Genomic DNA, 22,072 nt, shown 5'->3' on the forward strand with positions numbered 1-22,072 from the left:
TCATTCTAAGCGTAACAAAATGGAGCGAAGAATTTCAAATTTAATCGCCAATTTTGCCGATTTTTTCCAAATTTTAGTATAATTACCGAAAAAATTTAAAGGCACAAAAAAATGAATTTAAAGATTGATTGGCAAAAGGTCGGTGGTTTGCTTCCTGTGGTGGTGCAAGATGACGGAAATGGCGAAGTTTTGATGATGGCATATATGAACGAAGAAGCGCTAAATTTAAGCCTGAAAAGCGGTTTTGCGCACTATTTTTCACGCACAAAAAATCGCATTTGGAAAAAAGGCGAAGAAAGCGGAAATGTCCAAAAAATCAAATCTGCCACGCTGGATTGCGATTTTGATACGCTTTTGTTAAAAGTCGAGCAAACCCGCAACGCGTGCCATACGGGCAAAAAATCGTGCTTTTTTAATGAAATTTCGCTTGAAAACGGCAAAAATTCGGAAAATTTAGCACAAAATGAAATAGTTTCAAAACCAAAATATGACATTTTAGATGAAATTTATCACACTTGTTTAGAGCGAAAATTCTCTGCAAATGCCGAAAAATCTTATGTCGCAAGTCTATATGCCAAAGGCGAAAATGCTTATCTTAAAAAAATCGCCGAAGAAGCGTGCGAGTTCGCATTAGCGTGTAAAGATTTAAGCAAAGCCGAAAAATACGCTAAATTCGGCGTTGAAACCTTTGGCGAACACAAAAAGGACGAGCCGAAATTCGACGCCGTTTATGAAGGGGCGGACATTTTATTTCACATGCTAGTCGCCCTTGCAGACCACGGAATTCACCCTGAAAATTTGCTAAGCGAACTTAAACGCAGACACGGCATTAGCGGGATTGATGAGAAAAAATCAAGAAAATAAATCTTTATTTTTCAAATTTTAAATTTGGAAAAATCGGACGAAATTTAAGAATTTAGGATATTTATGAGCGATTTAAATTTTATAAACGAGATGAAAGAAAAGGCTATCGCCACTGAGTGTTTAAGCAAAAACGAAGCGTTAAATTTAGCCAAAACTAGCGATTTGGACGCACTTTTGAGCTCGGCAAACGAGATTAGGCAAATTTGCTGTGGCGATGAGTTTAATTTTTGCTCGATTATAAATGCGCGTTCTGGCAAATGCTCGGAAAATTGCAAATATTGCGCCCAGTCTGCGCATTTTAAAACAGGTTGCGAAACCTACTCGCTTTTGGACATGGCGCCCGTTTTGCAAATGGCACAGCAAAACGAAAAGGCAAAAGTTCATCGCTTTTCGCTCGTTGCCAGTGGTCGCGGGATAAGAGAAAATGACAAAGACATGCCAAAAATCGAGCAAATTTATCGTGCGCTAAGAGAGCAGACGAATTTGCACCTTTGCGCTTCGTTTGGACTTGCAAGCGAACAAGCCTTGCAAAAGCTTAAAGATAGTGGCGTGAAAACCTATCACCACAATTTAGAGACTTCACGCAGGTTTTATCCGCGAATTTGCACCACGCACACCTATGATGATAGAGTGCAAACTATCAAAAACTGCCACGCTGTCGGGCTTGATGTGTGTAGCGGCGGGATTTTTGGGCTTGGCGAGAGCGTGGAAGACCGCATAGATATGGCGTTTGAGTTGCGAGAACTTGGCGTAAGTTCCGTGCCGATAAACATTTTAATGCCGATTTTAGGCACTCCGCTTCAAAACTGCGCTCCGCTTAGCGAAGAAGAAATTTTACGCTCAATCGCCGTGTATCGATTTATTTTACCGCGCGTTTATCTGCGTTTTGCTGGCGGACGCGTAAAGCTAGGTAAAAGTATCGAAAAAGCGCTAAATTCCGGCGTAAATTCGGCGATTACAGGGGATTTTCTCACCACCACCGGCGATAGTATAAAAGGCGATATGAAGCTTGTCGCTTCACTTGGTTTTAAGATTTAGTTTTGTAAATTTTATAACCTATAAATTTTCATTTTGCTAGATTTATTTTTGCAATATCTGTAATTTTTTTGCAAATTCGTTTAATTTTTAAAAATTTAGCCTAAATTTTTAAATTTGCACGAAGCCTTTTTCTGCCTTATCTAACTCAATCCTAGCTTTCGCTTCTCTACTACCTGTTGAACTCATAGTTCGCTCCTTTATTAAAATAAAATGTTTTCAACTTTGTTAATATCAATACCTTTTTTAAACAAAAAATATTTCCTAATTTCTTTATAATCATCATTTTTTGCAATAAAGATGCAAATTTTGAAATCATCTGTTTTTACTAAAATAGTATCGTATAGAGTTAGAAAATTTTTATCTTTTTTTAAATGATATAAAACTTGCGGAACAAATAAGCCTAAAAGCAAAATTGTAAAAATAGGCAATATTGAAGCAAGTTGATTTTCGATAACTATTACTACAAAAATAATCCCTAATAACCAAAAAATAAGAAAAATATTGACAAAATATTTTAAAAATTTATTTTCTACTTTTTCATTGTGAATTTCATAAAAAATTTGCATACTTTTTTGAATTTTATCAATTCGTTGGGTGCCAATTTCTTTAATAAATTTTGGCGAAGTATGCAAAATACTAGAATTTGTAAATTTAAATTCGGCATTTTTATATTGGTTTTCTGATTTAAAAATCCAAATCAAAAACGGCAATGCTACAAACTTATTATCACTAAAAGCAATAGCAATTAAAATGAAAATAAAAACAAAAAGTGTCCAAAAAGAAGTAACTTCTCCATTATAATCTTTTATAATCAACGGCTCTTTGTCATAATCCCTTTTATTTTCATTTGAATTTGTGTTTAAATTTTTATCAAATTTCTTTTTATTCCAATTTTCAAAATTTTCCAAATTTAATCCTTTTATGTTTAATTACTCGTCATTGCGAGACGGCGTAGCTGTCGTGGCAATCGCCAGAGCTAAAATAACGAAAATGCAAATTTGCAAAATTCAAGGAATTTAAAAACAACCAAATTTTATAAATTTTTGCAAAAAAAAACCGAATTTTAAATTTAAACATTGGCGATTGCCACGACCACTTCGTGGTCTCGCAATGACAAATTCTAGCAAATTCAGGTCGTATCGCTTTTGGCGATACGAATTTGTTAAATTTATAAATTCACATTTGACAAGTTATTTTATTTCGCTATTTTCAAACGGAGAATTTTATCAAATTTTAACTTTATTATTTGAAAAATTTGCAAATTTAAGCTAAATTTCATTGACAAAAAAGCGAAATTCGTATATAATGCAACTTTCAATTTCCACAAAATTCAGTAACGGAGCGTAGCGCAGTCTGGTAGCGCATCTGGTTTGGGACCAGAGGGTCGAAGGTTCGAATCCTTTCGCTCCGACCATGTGGTGAGTTTAGCTCAGTCGGTTAGAGCATCAGATTGTGGTCCTGAGGGTCGTGGGTTCGATTCCCACAATTCACCCCACTTTCGCGCTCGTAGCTCAATTGGATAGAGCAACAGACTTCGGATCTGTAGGTTGAAGGTTCGACTCCTTTCGAGCGTACCACTGATTTTGATATGAGCGTCCATAGCTCAGTTGGATAGAGCAACGGCCTTCTAAGCCGTAGGTCAGAGGTTCGAATCCTCTTGGGCGTACCATTTTTAAGTCAGCATTAAGCGATGTTTAGCTAAAATACCATTTCTTTTTTTCGCGGATGTGGTGAAATTGGCAGACACGCCAGACTTAGGATCTGGTGCTTCACGGCGTGGAGGTTCAAGTCCTCTCATCCGCACCATTTTGTTCCGGATTAGCTCAGCGGTAGAGTAGGCGGCTGTTAACCGCTTGGTCGCTGGTTCGAATCCAGCATCCGGAGCCATTTCTTTTTAAATCCTTTCAGTTATTTTTAGTTTCACATAGCTTTTTTGTTGGCTTTGCTTTTTAATTTTAAACAATAAATTCGATTTAGATTTTTAAATTACAAATTTGGATTAGAGAGTTAAATTTGGCTTTATTTTCCGCCAAATTTAAGTAGTGCCGAACCCCAAGTAAATCCGCCGCCAAATGCGTCTAGTAGCATTAACGAGCCGGTTTTTAGCCGACCGCTTTCGTAAGCGTCATTTATCGCCATAGGGATTGAAGCTGAGCTTGTATTGCCAAATTTACCGACGGTTACGATACATTGCTCGTCGCTAAATTCAAGTCTAGTTTTAACCGCTTCGATAATACGCAAATTTGCTTGGTGCGGGATAAATAAATCAATTTTGCTTGGCTCGATACGATTTTTTTCTAAAATATCAATAACATCTGTCGTTAGTGTATTTACGGCGATTTTGAAAACTTCGTTGCCGTTCATATGCACGAAACACAAATTCTCATCAATAACTCTTTGGCTCATAGGATTTGCGCTTCCGGGTGCTGGAGTGATTAGCAAATTCCCTTTGCCGCCGTCGCTTGCAGTATGCACATCGATGATTTCGTTATCGTCTCGCGCCGAAATCACAGCCGCCCCTGCTCCGTCGCCAAAAAGCACACAGGTGCTTCTATCTTCCCAATTTACAATCGAGCTTAGCTTTTCAGCACCGATTATAAGGACATTTTGTTTTATACCACTTTCGATTAGACCTTTTGAAATTTGCAGAGCATAGATAAATCCGCTACAAGCCGCACTTATATCAAAAGCCGTAACCCCGCTTGGAATTCCAAGTTTTTCTGCGACCAAACACGCAGTTGAAGGCATACAAAAGTGATCAGGACTAACAGTCGCACAAATAACGCAATCGATTTCGTCTAAATTTAAGCCACTTCGCTTGATTGCTAATTTTGCCGCATTGACCGCTAAATCACTAGTGCTTTCATTTTCATCTGCTATATGACGAGTATGAATTCCCGTTCGCTTCGTTATCCATTCGTCGCTTGTTTCGACCATTTTTTCAAGATCAAAATTTGTTAAAATTCTTTGTGGCACATAAGCACCGATTGAAATCATTGAAGCTTTTTTCATTTTTGTCCTAATTTTCAAAATGCGATAATTTGTTTTCAATTACCGAATTTATGTTTGAATTTGAGAATTTTAGTGCCTGAAATACGGCATTTTTGATAGCTTTTGGTGTGCTTTTGCCGTGGCTTATGATAACACAGCCATTTACGCCAAGAAGCGGAGCTCCGCCGTATTCGTCATAGTCTGTATTTTTCTTAACTATCTTAAAAACTTTGTTCATCAAAACAGCACCAGTTATGGCAATAGGGGATTTTTTAACCTCTTTTTTGATAAGTTTATTTATCGCACTTGCCACGCCTTCACTTGCTTTTAGGACCACATTTCCGATAAATCCGTCGGTTATAATAACATCGACCGATCCGTCAAAAATTTGATTTCCCTCTGCGTTGCCGACAAAATTTTTAAGAGATTTAAGTTGTTTAAAGGCTTCTTTGGTAATTTCATTGCCTTTGCTATCTTCTTCGCCGTTGGATAAAAGCCCTAGTCTAGGATTTGAAATTCCCATAATCTCTTTTGCGTAGGCTTCGCCCATAACACCAAATTGAAATAGATATTCAGCTTTGCAGTCGGTATTTGCGCCCACATCAAGCACAAGCGTATGAGTGCCGTGCGAATTTGGCATAAGTGTCGCAAGTGGTGGTCTGGCGACATTTTTAAGTCTGCCGATACGCAAAGTCGCTAAACTCATAGTTGCACCACTATGACCTGCTGAAACAACAGCTTTGCACTCGCCGTTTTTAACTAGTTCAACGGCTTTGTAAATACTGCTTTCTTTGCGTTTTAAAGCATCGGTCGCGCCCTCGCCCATATCAAAAACCTCATCTGCTTGGACAAAAGTTACTGAATTTTTAAATCGCGTTGGGATCAAAGGCTCGATTTGTGCTTTATCGCCCACCAAAAAAGCATGAAATTCACGCTCTTTTAGTGCCGAAATTACACCGCTTACTATCGGCTCACAGCCGAAATCACCGCCCATTGCGTCAATAGCAATCGAAGTCATATTTTAGTATTCGCCTGTATTTTTATTTATTCTATGTGGAATTTTCCAGCTTCCGTCTTTGTCTTTAACAGGAATCGGAAGAGTTACTTTATAGTGAGTTCTTCTCTTTGCTGCGCGAGTTTTGCTCACTCTTCTCTTTGGAACTGCCATTTTTCTACTCCTTTATAAATTTTCGTTTCTACATGCCATACAATATAAATAATCGCTTTTGTAGGCTTCTAGTTCGCTTTGTAAAATTTCATCAAGGTCAATTTGACCGTTAAAAAATTCCATTATATCTAAATTTGCTTGATTTTCATCTTTAAAAATTCCGTCACTTAAAAGCAAATCGATTTCTTCATCGATTTCTAGCTCAAAATCATTTCCGCAACGATCGCAAATATATGGAATCACCCCTTGCATTTTTCCCTTGCAAGATACCAAATTTACAGCTTTTTTAGTTAAATTTCCACTAAATTTAACGCCGTCAGATTCTATACTAAATTCGGTCGGCGAATTTGAGATTTTTTGGAAATTTATCATTTTTTAACTCTTTAAATTTAGCAAATTTCTCTTTTTGCAAAGAAAAATGCGATTTCATTTTTTGCATTTTCTAAGCTGTCGCTTCCATGAACAGCGTTTGCGTCGATACTTTCTGCAAAATCAGCTCTAATAGTGCCTTTTTCAGCTTTTTTAGGATCAGTCGCGCCCATAAGTTCTCTATTTTTTGCAACTGCATTTTCGCCTTCAAGCACCATAACTACAACAGGACCGCTTGTCATAAAATCGATTAAATCATTATAAAATGGTCTTTCTTTATGAATTTCATAAAATTTTCCCGCATCATATCTGCTAAGTTGCATTTTTTTTGCAGCCGCAATCCTTAAACCGTTAGTTTCAAATCTACTAATAATTTTGCCTATAACGCCCTTTTTTACGGCATCAGGTTTAATTATAGATAGTGTTTGCTCCATCTTGGATTCTCCTTGAATTTATATAGAAAATTTTTACAGAAATGTGATTATATCAAAAATAGGTTAAAATTTATTTAAGCCCGAAAGTTCGGGCTTAAAATTATGCCATTACCGGTGTATCGCCGTTTCTTAGATCGGCACCGATTTCGGCTTTGCTTGGTTGTCCAGCAACAACTTCGCTCCATACGATACAGCCGTCAGTCGGACAGGCACTAGCACATGCCGGTTCGTCGTTGTGTCCTACACACTCAACACATTTATCGGCATATACATAATATGTATCTTCTCCTGTTGGGTTATCGCTATCATCTACGATCGCGCTAACAGGACACTCATCTATACAAGAACCACATGCTATACAAATATCGGTAATTTTAACCGCCATAATATTCTCCTTATCAAAAAAGATACAAAATGATACCAAAACAAACTTAAAATTTATATAAATTTAATCAATAAAATTTATTATCTAAAAATTTTTAGCTTTTTTTAAACTAAATTTGGTATAATTTCGCCATAATTTTAAAATATAAGGAGAAAAAAATGATAGTAACTAACAAAGCTATCGATTTTACAGCAACCGCTGTATTAGGAAACAACCAAATAGTTGAAGATTTCAATCTTTACAAAAATATCGGCGAAAAAGGCGCGGTAGTATTTTTCTATCCAAAAGATTTTACTTTTGTTTGCCCAAGCGAAATTATTGCATTTGACAAAAGATATGACGAATTTAAAGCTCGCGGTATCGAAGTTATCGGTGTATCTTGCGATAACGAATTTACTCACCTTGCATGGAAAAACACTCCGGTAAATCAAGGTGGTATCGGTCAAGTAAAATTCCCACTTGTTGCAGATATGACAAAAGACATTGCTAAAAATTTCGATGTTCTTTTCGGTAACGCTGTTGCGCTTCGCGGTTCATTTTTGCTTGATAAAGACGGCACAGTTCGCCACGCAGTAATCAACGACCTACCACTTGGCAGAAATATCGATGAAATGATTAGAATGGTTGATACAATGCTATTTACAAATGAACACGGCGAAGTTTGCCCTGCTGGTTGGAACAAAGGCGACAAAGGTATGAAAGCAGATCCAAAAGGCGTTGCTGATTATCTTTCTGAAAATTCAGGCAAACTATAATACTTAAATTTAAAAATCCCCCTTTGAAATTTTGGAGAGCTTCGGCTCTCCTTTTTTTATGTTCTTAAATAAATTGAAATAAACTAGCTTTTATGCCGAATTTACACCGATAGATAAACCAAATTTTATCTTATATGAATTCGGCGTAAAATCAACAGCCATTTGGTTTTCAAATTTAAATTAAATACAGAAATTTAAAAATTAAATTTAACTTTTAGTAGTAAAATCAAAATCCAAAAAATCTAACGAAAGGAGCAAAAATTATGCGAGATAAAGCGATTTTGGCGAATTTTCGCCGTGAAATTTCATTAAAAAGTCGCGTTGTGAAATCTAAAAAAATTTACAATCGCAAAAAGGCAAAAGCTGAACTTAACGCACAAAAAATGCGTTAATTTAAGTTTTAAAATTAAAATTTAAATTAACGCATTTTGATAATTTTATCTATAAATTTAAAGAATTTAGCCCGAAAATTCGGGCTAAATTTGATTATTCTAGCTCGTCGCTAAAATCTGAATTTGCTATGCGTTTTAGTTGGCGATAGCGTCGTTTAGAATCTGCTTTGTTTGCTTCATAAAGTTCTTGCGCATGTTCAGGATTAACTTTCACAAGTGCATTATAGCGAACTTCGTTCATCAAGAACTCTTGATATGAATCCCAATCAGGCTCTTTTGAAGTTATTTTTAGCGGATTTTTACCTTCTTTAATCAAACTTGGATCAAATGTATAAGTCGGCCAATAACCACATTTTGTCGCTAACTCAGCTTGATTTCCAGACCCTGCCATACCGCCTTTGATACCATGAGCGATACAAGGGCTGTAACAAACAACAAGGCTTGGTCCGTCATAGGCTTCTGCTGCCATTATAGCTTTTATAGCACCAGCCATATTTGCATTTGAGTTAATTTGAGCTACGAAAATATTTCCATAAGTCATCGCAATTTGTCCCAAATCTTTCTTTTGAACAGCTTTACCTGCTGCTGTAAATTGAGCAATTGAACCTTTGCGTGATGATTTTGAGCTTTGACCGCCTGTGTTAGAATAAACTTCGGTATCAAGCACCAAAACATTTACATTTTCGCCACTTGCTAAAACATGATCTAAACCGCCATATCCAATGTCATACGCCCAGCCGTCACCGCCAATGATCCATTGTGATTTTTTAGATAAATATCTGCGAAGTTCTAAAATTTCTTTGACACCTTTTGCGTCTTTATTTTCTTGCAATACAGGGATTAATTTATTGCGAATCTCAGCTGATTTTTCGCTATCGTTTTTATTTTCAATCCAATCTGTATAAAGCGCTTTTAGTGCATTTGGAACATCATCTCTGGTATTTAACATAATATCTACGATTTTATGGCGAATTGTTTCAGTTGCCACTTTCATACCAAGACCAAATTCAGCATTGTCTTCAAATAATGAATTTGCCCAAGCAATACCGTTTCCGTTTTCATCTTTTCTATATGGCATAGACGGAGCTGAACCACCGTAAATCGAGCTACAACCTGTTGCATTTGCTACAATCATGTGATCGCCAAATAGTCTTGAAACCATAGTTACATACGGAGTTTCACCACAACCAGGGCAAGCACCGCTAAATTCAAAATATGGTCTAGCAAAACCAAGACCTTTTACACTTGATTTGCCTAGTAAATCATCTTTGTATTTTACTTTGTTAAACAAATAATCGGCGTTTTCTTGTTCGCCTTTATCAAGCTCTTCGCCAAGCGGAACCATTACCAAAGATTTTTCTTTTGACGGACAATTTTTAGCACAAAGTTCGCAACCAGTGCAGTCTAGAACACTTACTTGAATTTTGTATTTAAGACCTGTTAGTTCTTTACCTTTTGCTTCAAGCAAATGTCCTTTTAAATTCGCAGGAGCGTTTGCTTCATCTTTTTCATCAAGCAAAAATGGTCTAATAACAGCATGCGGACAAACAAATGCACATTGATTACATTGGATACAATTTTCTTCTATCCATTTTGGAACCATAACGCCGACACCGCGTTTTTCGTATTGTGTTGTTCCTGCTTCCCAGCTTCCGTCTTCGTGTCCTACAAATACTGAAACTGGCAAATCATCGCCTTTTGCTGCATTGACAGGTTTAACGATTTTTTCTACAAATTCGCTTCCTACATATTTTGAAGTTTCAGTTTTTACTTCATCAGCTAAATTTGCCCATGCAGGATCAACGCTAACTTTTACAAGTTTATCGGCACCTTGATCGATAGCATCAAAGTTCATTTGAACGATTTTATCGCCTTTTTTGCCGTAAGTTTTTTTAGCGTATTCTTTCATATAACCTTGTGCTTCTTCAAACGGAATAATTTTTGCTAGTTTAAAGAAAGCTGATTGCATAATCGTGTTTGTACGATTTCCTAGCCCTATCTCATGTGCTAATTTTGTAGCGTTTAAAATGTAGAAATTTACATTTCTTTGAGCCAAAATTCTTTTTACTTTATTTGGAATTCTCTCAACTGTTTCTTTTTCATCCCAGATTGAATTTAATAAGAAAGTTCCGTTTTCTCTAATACCGCCGATAACATCGTAAATATCAAGGTAAGCCGCAACAGAACAAGCCACAAAATGTGGATTTGAAACTAGATAAGTCGAGCGAATCGGTTTTTTGCTAAATCGCAAGTGGCTTCTAGTGTAACCGCCTGATTTTTTGCTATCGTAAGCAAAATAGGCTTGTGCGTAAAAATCAGTGTGATCACCGATGATTTTGATAGAGTTTTTATTTGCTCCGACTGTACCATCGGCACCAAGTCCGTAGAATAGACACTCGGTCGCATCGTCATTTGCCAATGACATTTTTGGTTTTAAAGGTAGCGATGTAAAGCTTACATCGTCGTTAATACCAACCGTAAAGCCGTTTTTTGGCTCTTTTGCGTCTAAATTTTCAAATACTGCGATTAATTGAGAAGGATCAACATCTTTTGAGCTAAGACCGTATCTACCGCCTACGATAACAGGAGCATTTTCTTTGCCGTAAAATGCTGATTTTATATCTAGATATAGCGGTTCGCCGATTGAGCCTGGTTCTTTTGTTCTATCCAAAACTGCGATTTTTTTAACGCTTTTTGGAAGAACTGCAAAGAAATGTTTCAAGCTGAAAGGTCGATATAGCTTAACTTTTACCATACCTACTTTTTCGCCTTTACTTACCAAATAATCGACTGTTTCTTCTAACGCTTGATTTACAGAACCCATTGCAACGATGATTTTTTCAGCATCTTTTGCACCATAATAAACAAACGGTTTATACTCTCTGCCTGTAACTTTTGATATTTTTTCCATATAATCAGCAACAATATCAGGCATCGCATCATAGAATTTATTTGTTAATTCTCTTGTTTGGAAATAAATATCATCGTTTTGAGCTGTTCCTCTTGTTTTTGGATTTTCAGGGTTCATAGCGTTATCTCTGAATTCTTGCACTGCTTTTCTATCTAAAAGTTTGTCAAATTCAGCATAATCCATAACTTCGACTTTTTGGATCTCGTGGCTTGTTCTAAATCCGTCAAAGAAATGTAAAAACGGAATTCTACCCTTAATCGCCGCTAAGTGAGCTATTCCGCCTATATCCATAACCTCTTGAACGCTGTCACTTGCTAAAATCGCAAATCCTGTTTGGCGACAGGCATAAATGTCTTGATGATCGCCAAAAATAGATAGTGCTTGTGCCGCAAGAGAACGAGCCGCTACATGGATAACGCCCGGAAGCATTTGTCCTGCGATTTTATACATATTAGGAATTTTCAAAAGCAAACCTTGTGCCGCTGTGTAAGTAGTAGTTAGCGCGCCTGCTTGAAGTGAGCCATGCACGGTTCCGGCAGCTCCCGCTTCACTTTGCATTTCAACAACTTTAACTGGCATTCCAAAAAGATTTTTTTTGCCTTGACTTGCCCAAATATCGGTATAATCAGCCATAGGCGAACTAGGCGTAATAGGATAAATCCCCGCAACTTCGGTAAAAGCATAAGATACATAAGCGGCGGCTTCGTTGCCGTCCATAGTTTTCATAACTTTACTCATACATACTCCTAATAGAAAGTTAATACTCGGAGATTTTATCAATTACTTCCTTAAATTTTCTATTAAACTAAGGATTTTTATGGGACTAGTTATCATTATGTAACAATTTTACACGAATTTAAGCTAATTAAAAACTTTCTAATTACATTTTAAATTTTAAGCAAAAAATTAAAAATTAATTTTATATAAATTTATTACATACTCTTTAAATTTATCGCCACGCTCGGCGTAAGATTTAAATTGATCCAAACTAGCACAGGCTGGACTAAGTAACGCGATTTCATCACTAGAATTTGCATAGTTTTTATGAATTTTTTCTACTGCAACATTTAAAAATTCGCATTTAACGGCACTTATATTAAATTTTTCGCATAAATTCATCAATTTTTGGGTGTTTGAGCCGATTGCATAAACGCAAATTTGCAAATTTAAAAGTTCCTTAAAAAGTGGCTCTAAATCCACTCCTTTATCATCTCCGCCTAAAATGATATGAATTTTTTTATCTTTGTATCTGCGGAGTGCCTGAATTGCGGCGTCTAAATTTGTCGCCTTTGTGTCATTTACCCAAATTCGCCCAAATTTATCGCTAAATTCTTCAAGCTTGTTATTTTCAATCACAAATTTATTTAAAAGCGAAATATTAGCTTTATCAAAAAGAATTTTTTCCACACAAAGTGCCATAACAGCGTCCATCAAAAAAGGCACTTTGAAATTTATCTCACTCAAATTCAAACCAAAAAATTTAGCCAAATCTTCTTCATTTTCATAGCCGATGACTTTTGCAAGGCTAGTCGTGTTTGCATACGCTTTTGGCACTATTGCGACACTTCCTTCGCTCATAGTTTTTAAAGGCTTTAACTTTGCCTTTTCATACTCGCTAAAATCGCCATGCCATGATAAATGATCGGGCGTAATAGGAAGCAAGATATAAATATCTGGCTTAGAAAATTTAGTGTAATGAATAGTAAAAGAACTAGTTTCTAAGACCCAAATTTTGGCATTTTTGTCCAAATTTGCCAAAGGCACACCGACATTTCCGCCCATAGCTGAGCCATAATTTTCTAGCAAAAACTGCGTCATTTGCGTGGTAGTTGTTTTGCCGTTAGTTCCGCTTATCCAAATTTTAACACCATTAAAATCATTAAAATAATCATATTCGCTGATTAAATTTTTTGCTTTTTGGACTAACTCGTGAGTTCGTGGAAAACCAGGACTTGGGATTTCAAGCTCACTTAAATTTGCGTTAAATTCGCTAGGATTTAGAAGATTATTGCCAAATTCGTCCTTCGAATTTGAGCTAAATTTATCATCATAAATGTCCCAACCGCCACTTTTAGCGATTGCTTTTGTAGTTAGTCCATATCCAAAAAGAGATTTTTTCATATTTTTACCTTAATTTTAACGAAGTTAAAGCGATGATATTTACGATTAATGCGATTATCCAAAAACGGATTATGATTTTATTTTCTGCCCAGCCTTTTAGCTCAAAATGATGATGAATCGGCGACATTAAAAAAATTCGTTTTTTTCGCATTTTAAAACTAGCAACCTGCAAAATCACAGACAAAGTCTCCATGACAAAAACCCAACCGATGATGATTAGTAAAAATTCGTTTTTGGTTACAATGCCCGTGTAGCCGATAAATGCGCCCACGCTCAGGCTTCCGCTATCACCCATAAAAACCTCTGCCGGATAGCAGTTATACCACAAAAAGCCTAGTAATGCCCCCACTAACGCAGAAGCGATAATGCAAAGTTCGCCCACACCGCTAACCTTTGGCAAAAGCAAATATGATGAAAACTCGGCATGTCCGCACAAATATGCAAAAATTCCAAGACTTATCAATGAAAATACCGACGGAATCGTCGCTAAGCCGTCCAAGCCGTCTGTCAAATTTACCGAATTTGAAGCTGCCGTCATCACCAAAAGCCAAAAAATCACGGCAAAAAACCATAAATTTATGATAGGAAATTTATAAAACGGCAGATAAAGTTCGGTCGTAAGGTCGCTAAAAAAGAAAAGCAAAAACGCAATAAGTGCCGAAATGAAAAGCTGAAATGCAAATTTGGCTCTTGCCGATAAGCCGTCGTGGTTTTTTCCGCCTGTGATTTTGGCAAAATCGTCCTTAAAACCCAAAAATGAAAAGCCCAAAAGACATAAAATTCCGCCCACGACATAAACATTATTAAATTTAGCGCAAATCAAACTTGCTATCACGGTTGCTGTTATAAAAACAATTCCGCCCATTGTCGGCGTTGATTTTTTGGCTTGATGAGTTTTTGGAGCAAGTTCGTAAATGGGTTGCTCTGCCTTTTTCTTTTGCGCCCATTTTATGAATTTTGGCATCAAATAAATCGTAACAAAAAACGCTATAAAAAACGCTATACCACTTCGCACAGTGGTATATGAAAAAAAGTGCATATTGAAAAATTTTGCAATCGCATAAAGCATAAAAATCGACCTTTAAACTAATGAAAGCAAAATTATATTAAAATATTGCTTTTATATTTTTGAAAACGGAAAAATTTATGAAACAAAAAACGATTTTAGTCATAACTGACGGCATAGGTTCGAATTCGAGCGATAAATTTAACGCTTTTGCAAATGCAAAAAAACCAAATTATGATTATTTTTTTAAAAATGTTCCAAATTCGCTTTTAAAAACTTCGGGACTAGCTGTTGGCTTACCGGACGGGCAAATGGGAAACTCCGAAGTCGGGCACATGACCATCGGCAGTGGGCGAATTTTGTATCAAAATTTGGTAAAAGTAGATCGTGCTATCGAAAAAAATGAGCTAAAAGATAACGAAGCTTTAAAAAATTTGCTAAAAATTTGCAAAAATATCCATGTTATAGGTCTATATAGCGACGGCGGTGTGCATTCGCATTTAAGGCACTTTGATGCGATTATGCAAATCGCAGTTGATAATGGTTGCAAGGCTTATGCTCACGCTATCACAGACGGACGAGATGTAAGTCCCACAAGCGGAGCTGAATTTATCAAGCATTTAGATGAAAAATTCGGCGTAAGCAGTATTTGTGGCAGATTTTACGCTATGGATAGAGATAAGCGTTGGGACAGAGTGCAAAAAGCCTATGAAGTCATAAAAAATGGTGCAAACAAAATCTCGCAAACTCCACTTGAATATATGCAAAATTCCTACGCTAACGGCATTACGGACGAATTTATCGAACCTGCTAGTTTTGGTGAATTTAATGGGATTAGCAAAGATGACGGCATAATTTTTATAAATTTTAGAAACGATAGAGCAAGAGAGATTTGCTCGGCTTTATCTCTACCAAATTTTAGCGAATTTGGGCGCAGCGAAAATGTGGCAAATTTGATAACGCTTACAAACTATGATGATAATTTTAAATTTCCTGTAATGTTTGCAAATGATGATATAAAGGATACTTTAAGCGAAATCGTAGCGAAAAATGGACTTAGCCAGCTCCACACGGCAGAAACCGAAAAATACGCTCATGTAACCTTCTTTTTCAACGGCGGGAAAGAAGAGCCAAATTTAAATGAAAGTAGAATTTTAATACCTAGTCCAAAGGTTAAAACTTATGATGAAAAGCCCGAAATGTCTGCTTACGAAGTTTGCGATGCAGTAGTTAAAGGCATAAAAGGCGGAGAAGATTTTATCGTTGTAAATTTCGCAAACGGCGATATGGTCGGACACACAGGCAACTACGAAGCCGCCGTAAAAGCTGTCGAGGCAGTCGATGAGTGCTTGGGTAAAATTTTTGCAGCCGCCAAAGAAAATGGATATGCCTATATGCAAATTTCAGATCACGGCAACTGCGAAGAAATGCGTGATGAAAACGGCGAAATGCTGACAAATCACACGACTTATGATGTTTTTTGCTTTGTTTATGCAAACGGAGTTGAAAAAATCGCAAACGGCGGTCTTAGCAATGTCGCTCCAACAATCTTAAAAATCATGGGGTTAGAAATTCCAAAAGTTATGGATAAAGCTCTGTTTTAAAAAATTTATTGCCCTAAATTCACTAAATTTAGGGCAAATTTAAAATCTCAATCTGGCGGAGAGTAGTTTTTTTCGCGTTTTTTTAACGCTTCTTTGCGTTTTTGCTCCATTTTTACGGCTTCATTTAGGGCTTCTTCGCTGTCATATTGTGTGCCGTCCAAAAACTTTGAGTAGTCTTCAAACTGCTTTGTTTTTATCCCCCAAAGAAGCGCCCCAAGCGCAATAAAACCTAAAATCGTCGAAATGCCTATCATAATGGCTAAAATTCCGCTATCCATTTTTAATCCTTTTTCAAAACTCTTTTAATTCTCATCGAATTTAGCACGACCAAAACCGAGCTTAAACTCATCGATAATGCCGCAAACAGCGGTATTATAAAGCCACAAACCGCCAACGGGATAGTTAAAGCGTTATAAACGAGCGAAAAAGCCAAATTTTGTTTTATCGTTTTAAAGGTTTTTTTGGCTATCAAAATCGTATCAAGCAAACTAGCCAAATCGTCCCGCATTAGCACGACATCGCTTTTTGCGATACTTATGTCAGCACCGCTTCCAAGAGCGATTCCCACAGCCGCACTCAAAAGCGCAGCTGCGTCATTTACGCCATCGCCTACCATGACGACGCTTTTGCCTTGCGAATTTAGCGAATTTATAAATTCAGACTTTTCATCTGGCAAAAGCGAAAATTTGTAATTTTTTATACCCAAATTTTGCGCTACACTTCGCACGGCATTTTCATTATCGCCGCTTAAAATATAAATTTCTAAACCTAAATTTTTTAGTTTAGCTACGACCGACGGCGCGTCTTTTCGAATTTCATCGTTTAGGCTAAATTTGGCTTTTATCTCGCCACCTACTGCGAAAAAATACTCAGTCGCGCCCAAACTTTGGCATTTTATGCCATTTTCTTGCATAAATTTTGAATTTCCGCCCAAAATTTGCAAATTTTTAAATTTGGCTTTAATTCCCTTTGCTGCGATATTTTCAACGCTTTCGATAACCACTTCGTCTTTTAGTTCATCTTTAAAATTTTCGCTTACAAATTTCGCAACTGCCGTGCTTACAGGGTGATTTGAGCTTTTTAAAAGCGCAAAAAGCAAATTTTTATCAAATTCTTCTAAAATTTCAAATTCGCCAACTTGCAAATTTCCGCTTGTTAGCGTTCCTGTTTTGTCAAACACCACGCAGTCGCATTTGGCGATAGTTTCGATGATTTTGGCTTCTTTAAAAATTATCCCTTTTTTTAAGCCGGAACTTAGCCCTACAAGCGTGCCAACAGGCGTTGCTAAACCCAAAGCACAGGGACATGCTATTATTATAACTGAGACTGCGATAATGATAGCAGTTTGCAAATTTGCATTAAAAAACCAAAACAAAAATGTAAAAAAAGCAATGCTTAAAATCGTAATTGAAAATTTTGCTGAAATTTGATTTACCAAAAGCTCTATTTTTGGCTTTTTTAGACTTGCGTTTTCTAGCAAATTTATGATTTTAGATAGCACGGACGAACTAAAATTTGCACTCGCTTTGTATCTAATCGAGCCGTCAATGCAAACCGCACCGCTTGTGATAAAATCGCCTTTTTCTTTGCTTACGGGGATACTTTCGCCGTTTAAACTAGCATAATCAAAACTCGCACTTCCGCTGATAATCTCGCCGTCGATTAACACTTTTTGCCCCGAATTTATGAGAATTTCATCTCCGAGCGCGACTTCGTTTGGATTTTTGCTTACAAATTCGTCCCCTACTTTTACCATGACAGCGCCCGTAACCATATTTGAGAGCGAATCAAGGTTATCGACAGCCTGTTTTTTACTTAAAATTTCAAGATATTTGCCGATAAAAACGAAAGTGATTATCATAGCAACTGAATCAAAATAAACTTCTCCGCTTCTTGCAAACATCGCATATAGCGAATAAATATAGACAATCGTTACGCCTGTTGAAATTAGCAAATCCATATTCGCCGAGCGATTTTTTATTGCAAAATACGCACCCTTGTAAAACGCACTTCCTGTGTAAAATAGCACAGGCGTAGCTAAAACAAACTCCGCAAAGTGCAAAATGTCTTTAACCTTTGCGTCAATCCCGCTAAAATAGCCACTATAAAGCGCAACCGCAATCCACATTATATTCATAACGCAAAAAATACCAACCAAAAGTTTAGCGTAAAATTCACGGCGTTGCGAATTTATGCGAGTTTCGACAGTTTTTGGATCGTAAGGATACGGGTTGTAGCCGATTGCTTGAATTTTATTAAAAATTTCAGCTAAACTCGTCTGAGTTTCGTCCCAAACGATTTTGGCTTTATTTGTTGTTGCGTTTATGGACGCTTCTACGATTCCTGCGGTATTAAAAAGCACTTTTTCATTTAGCCACACACACGCCGTGCAGTGAATTCCATCTATTATGATAAAAATTTCGTTAAATCCATCAGCCGTTTTTCGCACGAAATTATCATAAATTCCTTGCGTTTCGTTTGCGCTAAATTCGCGAATTTTTGCAGCATTTAGCGTGTTTTTACCAAGACGATTATAAAAATCGTCAAGCCCGTTTTCTTTTAAAAGATAAAAAACTTGCTTACAGCCGTTACAGCAAAATTTATTTCCGATTTCGTCGATCATAAGGGCATTTTCATCAAAACTCTGACGACAATGCGAACATTTTTCGTGTGCCATTTTTCTCTTTTTTATTACATTTTAATTTCAAATTTAAACGAAATTATGGCAAAAATTTCCTACAAATTTGCTTATTTTGGCTGTTTTAAATTTGCAAATTTTAATCACAAATTTGCTATCATCACAAAATGAACGCTTTTATTTTAACTTTGATTTTTATTTTTTTCGAGTTTTGCGACATCGCTTTAAATCCGCAAAGCGACTTCAAAAGCCTTGTAAATTCATATATCGCAAGGTATCAAAAAAGCCCATTTCTGTTTTTTGCGACACAATTTAACTTTTTGTTTTTAACATTTTGCATTTTTTATCTTGGAATTTATGCACTTTTTGTGCTTTATGCGTTTTATGTTTTGGATTTGCTAACTAAGCTAATTTTTATCAAAAATTCATTTTCAAATGACGAAAATAGCGAAATAAATCAAATGCTTGATATGAATTTTAAATTTACAAAAATGCAAAGAATTTTTATCGCACTTGCATGTTCGGCTGTATTTTTCGTGCTGGTAATTTAATAAATTTATTGACAAAAAAGCTAAATTTTACTAAAATCAAAACTTCAAAACTCATTTGAAACTTACAATCCCACATTTTCTAAATTTATGAAGAGGAAAAATGGAAAACACAAATACAAATAATGTTACAAACGGAAAAAAGCAACACGCTAGAACGCATATACCGGTCGATGGCTATCAGATCGAAGAACTAAGATCGCTTGATCTTGATAATTTAGTTAAAATCGCCGAAGAGCTCGGCATTGAAAATCCGCGTGAATTCCGTCGCCAAGATTTGGTTTTTGAAATCCTAAAAATGCAGACAAAACAAGGCGGTTTTGTCCTATTTACAGGAATTCTCGAAGTTACAAACGAAGGATACGGTTTTTTAAGGGGAATTGATTCAAACCTTACAGATAGCGTAAATGACGCCTATGTAAGCCTGTCGCAAATTCGCAAATTCGCACTTCGCGTGGGCGATATAGTAACAGGTCAGGTGCGTGAGCCAAAAGAGCAGGAAAAATATTACGCGCTTTTAAAAATCGAAGCGATAAATTATAAATCAATCAACGAAGCCAAAGAAAGACCGCTTTTTGACAACCTTACCCCGCTTTTCCCGACTGAAAAACTAAAACTCGAATACGATCCAATGAAGCTAACAGGGCGAGTTTTGGATTTATTTACGCCTATCGGAAAAGGTCAAAGAGCGCTTATCACAGCTCCGCCACGAACCGGAAAAACCGAGCTTATGAAAGAGCTTGCTAACGGCATTTCAAAAAACCACCCAGAAGTCGAGCTTATGGTGCTACTCGTCGATGAGCGCCCAGAAGAAGTAACCGACATGCAACGAAGCGTTAAAGGCGAAGTTTTTAGCTCGACCTTTGACTTGCCTGCGTTTAACCATGTTCGTGTAGCAGAACTCGTCATCGAAAAGGCAAAACGCGCCGTCGAAATGGGAAAAGATGTCGTTATTTTGCTTGATAGTATTACTCGTTTAGCACGAGCTTATAATACCGTTGCCCCAAGTAGCGGAAAAGTGCTAAGCGGCGGCGTTGATGCAAACGCACTCCACAAACCAAAACGCTTTTTTGGTGCTGCACGAAATATCGAATTTGGCGGAAGTTTAACTATTATCGCAACTGCCTTGATAGAAACAGGCTCTCGCATGGACGATGTTATTTTTGAAGAATTTAAAGGCACGGGAAATAGCGAAATGATTTTAGATAGAAATATCTCTGATCGCCGAATTTACCCTGCAATAAATATCATAAAATCAGGCACAAGAAAAGAAGAGTTGCTTCAAAATCCTGTTGATTTGCAAAAAATTTGGGCGATTCGCTCGGCGATTTCGACTATGGACGACATCGAGGCGCTTAAATTTTTATACGCAAAAATGCTAAAAACTAAAAATAACGAAGAGTTATTGTCTATTATGAACGAGTAGAAAATTTTTGCTTTTGCCACAAAAGCAAAAGCAAAAATTTTTAACGAGCCATACCAAAACCAAGCATAGAAAGTAAAACTGGACTAGTTGCAAATGCAACTACTAATAAAATCCAAGCTATAATGGCAACAAGTTTTGAAGCCGAACCTTTAACCGCCTTAATCGTAGCAATAATAGCACAAATAAGAGCAAGTGGGACAAATAAAATTCCCAAAAAGAAAATTCCTAAAATAGCAAATACGATAGCTAGAATTCCAGCCGTATTGCCACTACTTTGATTGACAACTATGATTTTTTCATCTGCCATAAAAACTCCTTAGAAAAAATAATAAGTGATTATAGCCCCCCCCCCATTAAAATTTGCTGAATTTAAGCTTAATACGATAAATTTATGCGTAAATAATCGGAATTTGTAAAATTTAAGATGATTTTTGAATATAAATTTGCAATAAATTTAATAAAAAGAATTTTGAGTAATTTATAAAACTACTCTTTAAAAGCACCCAAATTTAGGATTTTTTCTTGTCTTTTTGCTACAAGCTGTTCAGGTGAGAGAAGCTCTAATTCTTTAAGCTCATTTAAAACATAATCCCCAAGAGCTTTTGCGGCTCCTGCTTTATCTCTGTGTGCGCCGTTTTTTGGTTCAGCGATAACTGCATCTATCAAATTTAGATTTTTAAGCTCTTCTGCCGTGATTTTAAGTGCCTTTGTGGCAGCTTCGCTTTTAGCTGGATCGTTCCACAAAATAGCAGCACAGCCTTCCGGTGAAATAACAGAAAAAACCGAATTTTGTAGCATTGCTAAACGATCAGCAACGCCGATAGCCAAAGCCCCGCCGCTTCCGCCTTCGCCGATAACAACGGCGATAGTAGGAGTTTTTAAATCGCTTAAATCGCATAAATTTCGTGCTATGGCTTCGCTTTGTCCTCGCTCTTCTGCTCCGATTCCGGGATACGCCCCCGGAGTGTCGATCAAAAACAAAATCGGCAGACCAAATTTCTCAGCCATTTTAGCCACTCTTAGCGCCTTGCGATACCCTTCTGGATGAGGCATACCGAAATTTCGAATTAGTTTGTATTTTGTTCCCCTGCCCTTTTGTTCGGCGATTACTACAAATTTTTTATCGCCTATCATACCGATAAAACAGACAATCGACGGATCATCTCTAAAAGCACGATCCCCGTGAATTTCGTAATAATCCTTTAAAAGCGCCCTAACATAATCAAGCGCATAAGGGCGGTCAGGGTGTCTTGCAAGCTGTAATCGTTGGTATTCGTTTAAATTTTTATAGACTTTTGTTATTTCTTTTTCGAGATTTGCCTTTAAAATTTTAACGGCATCTTCATCGCCTTTAATCTTGGCACTTGTAATGTCATCATCAATCTGTTTTATAGACTTCTCGAAATCCAAATAACTAGCCAT

At 36.8% G+C, this 22,072-nt stretch carries 22 protein-coding genes and 6 tRNA genes; 14 read left to right on the top strand and 14 right to left on the bottom strand.

What is annotated here, in order from left to right; translation table 11 throughout:
- The first annotated feature begins 111 nt into the window (after positions 1-111).
- Both hisIE and bioB read left to right on the top strand, forming a co-directional pair.
- Positions 112-864, top strand: a complete 753-nt coding sequence (hisIE, locus tag PF026_RS05685; protein WP_270863564.1) for a bifunctional phosphoribosyl-AMP cyclohydrolase/phosphoribosyl-ATP diphosphatase HisIE — start codon at positions 112-114, stop codon at positions 862-864.
- A 63-nt stretch (positions 865-927) separates the two neighbouring features.
- Positions 928-1,902, top strand: coding sequence for a biotin synthase BioB (gene bioB, locus PF026_RS05690; protein WP_270863565.1), 975 nt, complete (start codon positions 928-930; stop codon positions 1,900-1,902).
- 200 nt (positions 1,903-2,102) lie between these two features.
- Here bioB and PF026_RS05695 read toward each other — a convergent pair whose 3' ends face one another.
- Positions 2,103-2,810: a hypothetical protein gene (locus PF026_RS05695; RefSeq protein ID WP_270863566.1), complete on the bottom strand. Its 708-nt coding sequence runs from the start codon at positions 2,808-2,810 to the stop codon at positions 2,103-2,105.
- A 175-nt stretch (positions 2,811-2,985) separates the two neighbouring features.
- Between PF026_RS05695 and PF026_RS05700 the strand changes: the two genes are divergently transcribed.
- From PF026_RS05700 to PF026_RS05730, 7 genes are all read left to right on the top strand, one after another.
- Positions 2,986-3,174 (top strand): hypothetical protein, encoded by a 189-nt coding sequence (locus tag PF026_RS05700; protein WP_270863567.1) that lies wholly within the window; start codon positions 2,986-2,988, stop codon positions 3,172-3,174.
- 65 nt (positions 3,175-3,239) lie between these two features.
- A tRNA-Pro gene (locus PF026_RS05705) sits at positions 3,240-3,316 on the top strand.
- Between the two features lie 4 nt (positions 3,317-3,320).
- A tRNA-His gene (locus PF026_RS05710) sits at positions 3,321-3,397 on the top strand.
- Between the two features lie 5 nt (positions 3,398-3,402).
- Positions 3,403-3,479, top strand: a tRNA-Arg gene (locus PF026_RS05715).
- 15 nt (positions 3,480-3,494) lie between these two features.
- Positions 3,495-3,571: transfer RNA gene (locus PF026_RS05720), tRNA-Arg, on the top strand.
- Positions 3,572-3,623: 52 nt separating this feature from the next.
- Positions 3,624-3,708: transfer RNA gene (locus PF026_RS05725), tRNA-Leu, on the top strand.
- Positions 3,709-3,714: 6 nt separating this feature from the next.
- A tRNA-Asn gene (locus PF026_RS05730) sits at positions 3,715-3,789 on the top strand.
- A gap of 132 nt (positions 3,790-3,921) precedes the next feature.
- On the opposite strand, the gene PF026_RS05735 is transcribed toward PF026_RS05730, so the two are convergent.
- The 6 genes from PF026_RS05735 to PF026_RS05760 all read right to left on the bottom strand — a co-directional run bounded on the left by PF026_RS05735 (position 3,922) and on the right by PF026_RS05760 (position 7,249).
- Positions 3,922-4,914, bottom strand: coding sequence for a beta-ketoacyl-ACP synthase III (locus PF026_RS05735; RefSeq protein ID WP_270863568.1), 993 nt, complete (start codon positions 4,912-4,914; stop codon positions 3,922-3,924).
- Positions 4,915-4,921: 7 nt separating this feature from the next.
- Positions 4,922-5,911, bottom strand: coding sequence for a phosphate acyltransferase PlsX (gene plsX, locus PF026_RS05740; RefSeq protein ID WP_270863569.1), 990 nt, complete (start codon positions 5,909-5,911; stop codon positions 4,922-4,924).
- 3 nt (positions 5,912-5,914) lie between these two features.
- Positions 5,915-6,061 carry a 50S ribosomal protein L32 gene (gene rpmF / locus PF026_RS05745; RefSeq protein ID WP_270860594.1) on the bottom strand — a complete coding sequence of 49 codons (147 nt, stop codon included), beginning with the start codon at positions 6,059-6,061 and terminating at the stop codon, positions 5,915-5,917.
- A 12-nt stretch (positions 6,062-6,073) separates the two neighbouring features.
- A complete protein-coding gene (locus PF026_RS05750; RefSeq protein WP_270863570.1) occupies positions 6,074-6,433 on the bottom strand; it encodes a YceD family protein in 360 nt (119 codons plus the stop codon).
- Between the two features lie 17 nt (positions 6,434-6,450).
- Positions 6,451-6,864, bottom strand: coding sequence for a nucleoside-diphosphate kinase (ndk, locus tag PF026_RS05755; RefSeq protein WP_270860592.1), 414 nt, complete (start codon positions 6,862-6,864; stop codon positions 6,451-6,453).
- A 100-nt stretch (positions 6,865-6,964) separates the two neighbouring features.
- A complete protein-coding gene (locus tag PF026_RS05760) occupies positions 6,965-7,249 on the bottom strand; it encodes a DUF362 domain-containing protein (protein ID WP_270863571.1) in 285 nt (94 codons plus the stop codon).
- Between the two features lie 158 nt (positions 7,250-7,407).
- On the opposite strand from PF026_RS05760, the gene PF026_RS05765 reads away from it, so the two are divergent.
- Together PF026_RS05765 and PF026_RS05770 are read left to right on the top strand one after the other, a co-directional pair.
- A complete protein-coding gene (locus PF026_RS05765) occupies positions 7,408-8,004 on the top strand; it encodes a peroxiredoxin (RefSeq protein ID WP_270860590.1) in 597 nt (198 codons plus the stop codon).
- Between the two features lie 263 nt (positions 8,005-8,267).
- Positions 8,268-8,396: a hypothetical protein gene (locus tag PF026_RS05770; RefSeq protein WP_270863572.1), complete on the top strand. Its 129-nt coding sequence runs from the start codon at positions 8,268-8,270 to the stop codon at positions 8,394-8,396.
- A gap of 94 nt (positions 8,397-8,490) precedes the next feature.
- Here PF026_RS05770 and nifJ read toward each other — a convergent pair whose 3' ends face one another.
- From nifJ to mraY, 3 genes are all read right to left on the bottom strand, one after another.
- Positions 8,491-12,045, bottom strand: coding sequence for a pyruvate:ferredoxin (flavodoxin) oxidoreductase (gene nifJ, locus PF026_RS05775; RefSeq protein ID WP_270863573.1), 3,555 nt, complete (start codon positions 12,043-12,045; stop codon positions 8,491-8,493).
- 168 nt (positions 12,046-12,213) lie between these two features.
- Positions 12,214-13,428: a UDP-N-acetylmuramoyl-L-alanine--D-glutamate ligase gene (murD, locus tag PF026_RS05780; protein ID WP_270863574.1), complete on the bottom strand. Its 1,215-nt coding sequence runs from the start codon at positions 13,426-13,428 to the stop codon at positions 12,214-12,216.
- 4 nt (positions 13,429-13,432) lie between these two features.
- Complete coding sequence (gene mraY, locus PF026_RS05785; protein WP_270863575.1) at positions 13,433-14,497, bottom strand: phospho-N-acetylmuramoyl-pentapeptide-transferase; 1,065 nt, start codon at positions 14,495-14,497, stop codon at positions 13,433-13,435.
- Between the two features lie 77 nt (positions 14,498-14,574).
- Here mraY and gpmI point away from each other — a divergent pair, with 77 nt between their 5' ends.
- A complete protein-coding gene (gene gpmI / locus PF026_RS05790; RefSeq protein WP_270863576.1) occupies positions 14,575-16,038 on the top strand; it encodes a 2,3-bisphosphoglycerate-independent phosphoglycerate mutase in 1,464 nt (487 codons plus the stop codon).
- 47 nt (positions 16,039-16,085) lie between these two features.
- Here gpmI and ccoS read toward each other — a convergent pair whose 3' ends face one another.
- Together ccoS and PF026_RS05800 are read right to left on the bottom strand one after the other, a co-directional pair.
- The gene (gene ccoS, locus PF026_RS05795) at positions 16,086-16,316 is read right to left on the bottom strand and encodes a cbb3-type cytochrome oxidase assembly protein CcoS (RefSeq protein ID WP_270860584.1); all 231 of its coding nucleotides are present in this window, start codon (positions 16,314-16,316) and stop codon (positions 16,086-16,088) included.
- A gap of 2 nt (positions 16,317-16,318) precedes the next feature.
- Positions 16,319-18,715 (bottom strand): heavy metal translocating P-type ATPase, encoded by a 2,397-nt coding sequence (locus tag PF026_RS05800; protein WP_270863577.1) that lies wholly within the window; start codon positions 18,713-18,715, stop codon positions 16,319-16,321.
- A 128-nt stretch (positions 18,716-18,843) separates the two neighbouring features.
- Here PF026_RS05800 and PF026_RS05805 point away from each other — a divergent pair, with 128 nt between their 5' ends.
- Together PF026_RS05805 and rho are read left to right on the top strand one after the other, a co-directional pair.
- Complete coding sequence (locus PF026_RS05805) at positions 18,844-19,227, top strand: hypothetical protein (protein WP_270863578.1); 384 nt, start codon at positions 18,844-18,846, stop codon at positions 19,225-19,227.
- A 100-nt stretch (positions 19,228-19,327) separates the two neighbouring features.
- Positions 19,328-20,650 (top strand): transcription termination factor Rho, encoded by a 1,323-nt coding sequence (rho, locus tag PF026_RS05810; RefSeq protein WP_270863579.1) that lies wholly within the window; start codon positions 19,328-19,330, stop codon positions 20,648-20,650.
- Between the two features lie 40 nt (positions 20,651-20,690).
- On the opposite strand, the gene PF026_RS05815 is transcribed toward rho, so the two are convergent.
- The gene (locus PF026_RS05815; RefSeq protein ID WP_270863580.1) at positions 20,691-20,957 is read right to left on the bottom strand and encodes a hypothetical protein; all 267 of its coding nucleotides are present in this window, start codon (positions 20,955-20,957) and stop codon (positions 20,691-20,693) included.
- A 179-nt stretch (positions 20,958-21,136) separates the two neighbouring features.
- Entirely contained in the window at positions 21,137-22,072 is a 936-nt protein-coding gene (gene accA, locus PF026_RS05820; protein WP_270860578.1) for an acetyl-CoA carboxylase carboxyl transferase subunit alpha, read from the bottom strand.

The organism is Campylobacter sp. CS_NA3, from assembly GCF_027797495.1.
GTDB lineage: Bacteria > Campylobacterota > Campylobacteria > Campylobacterales > Campylobacteraceae > Campylobacter_B.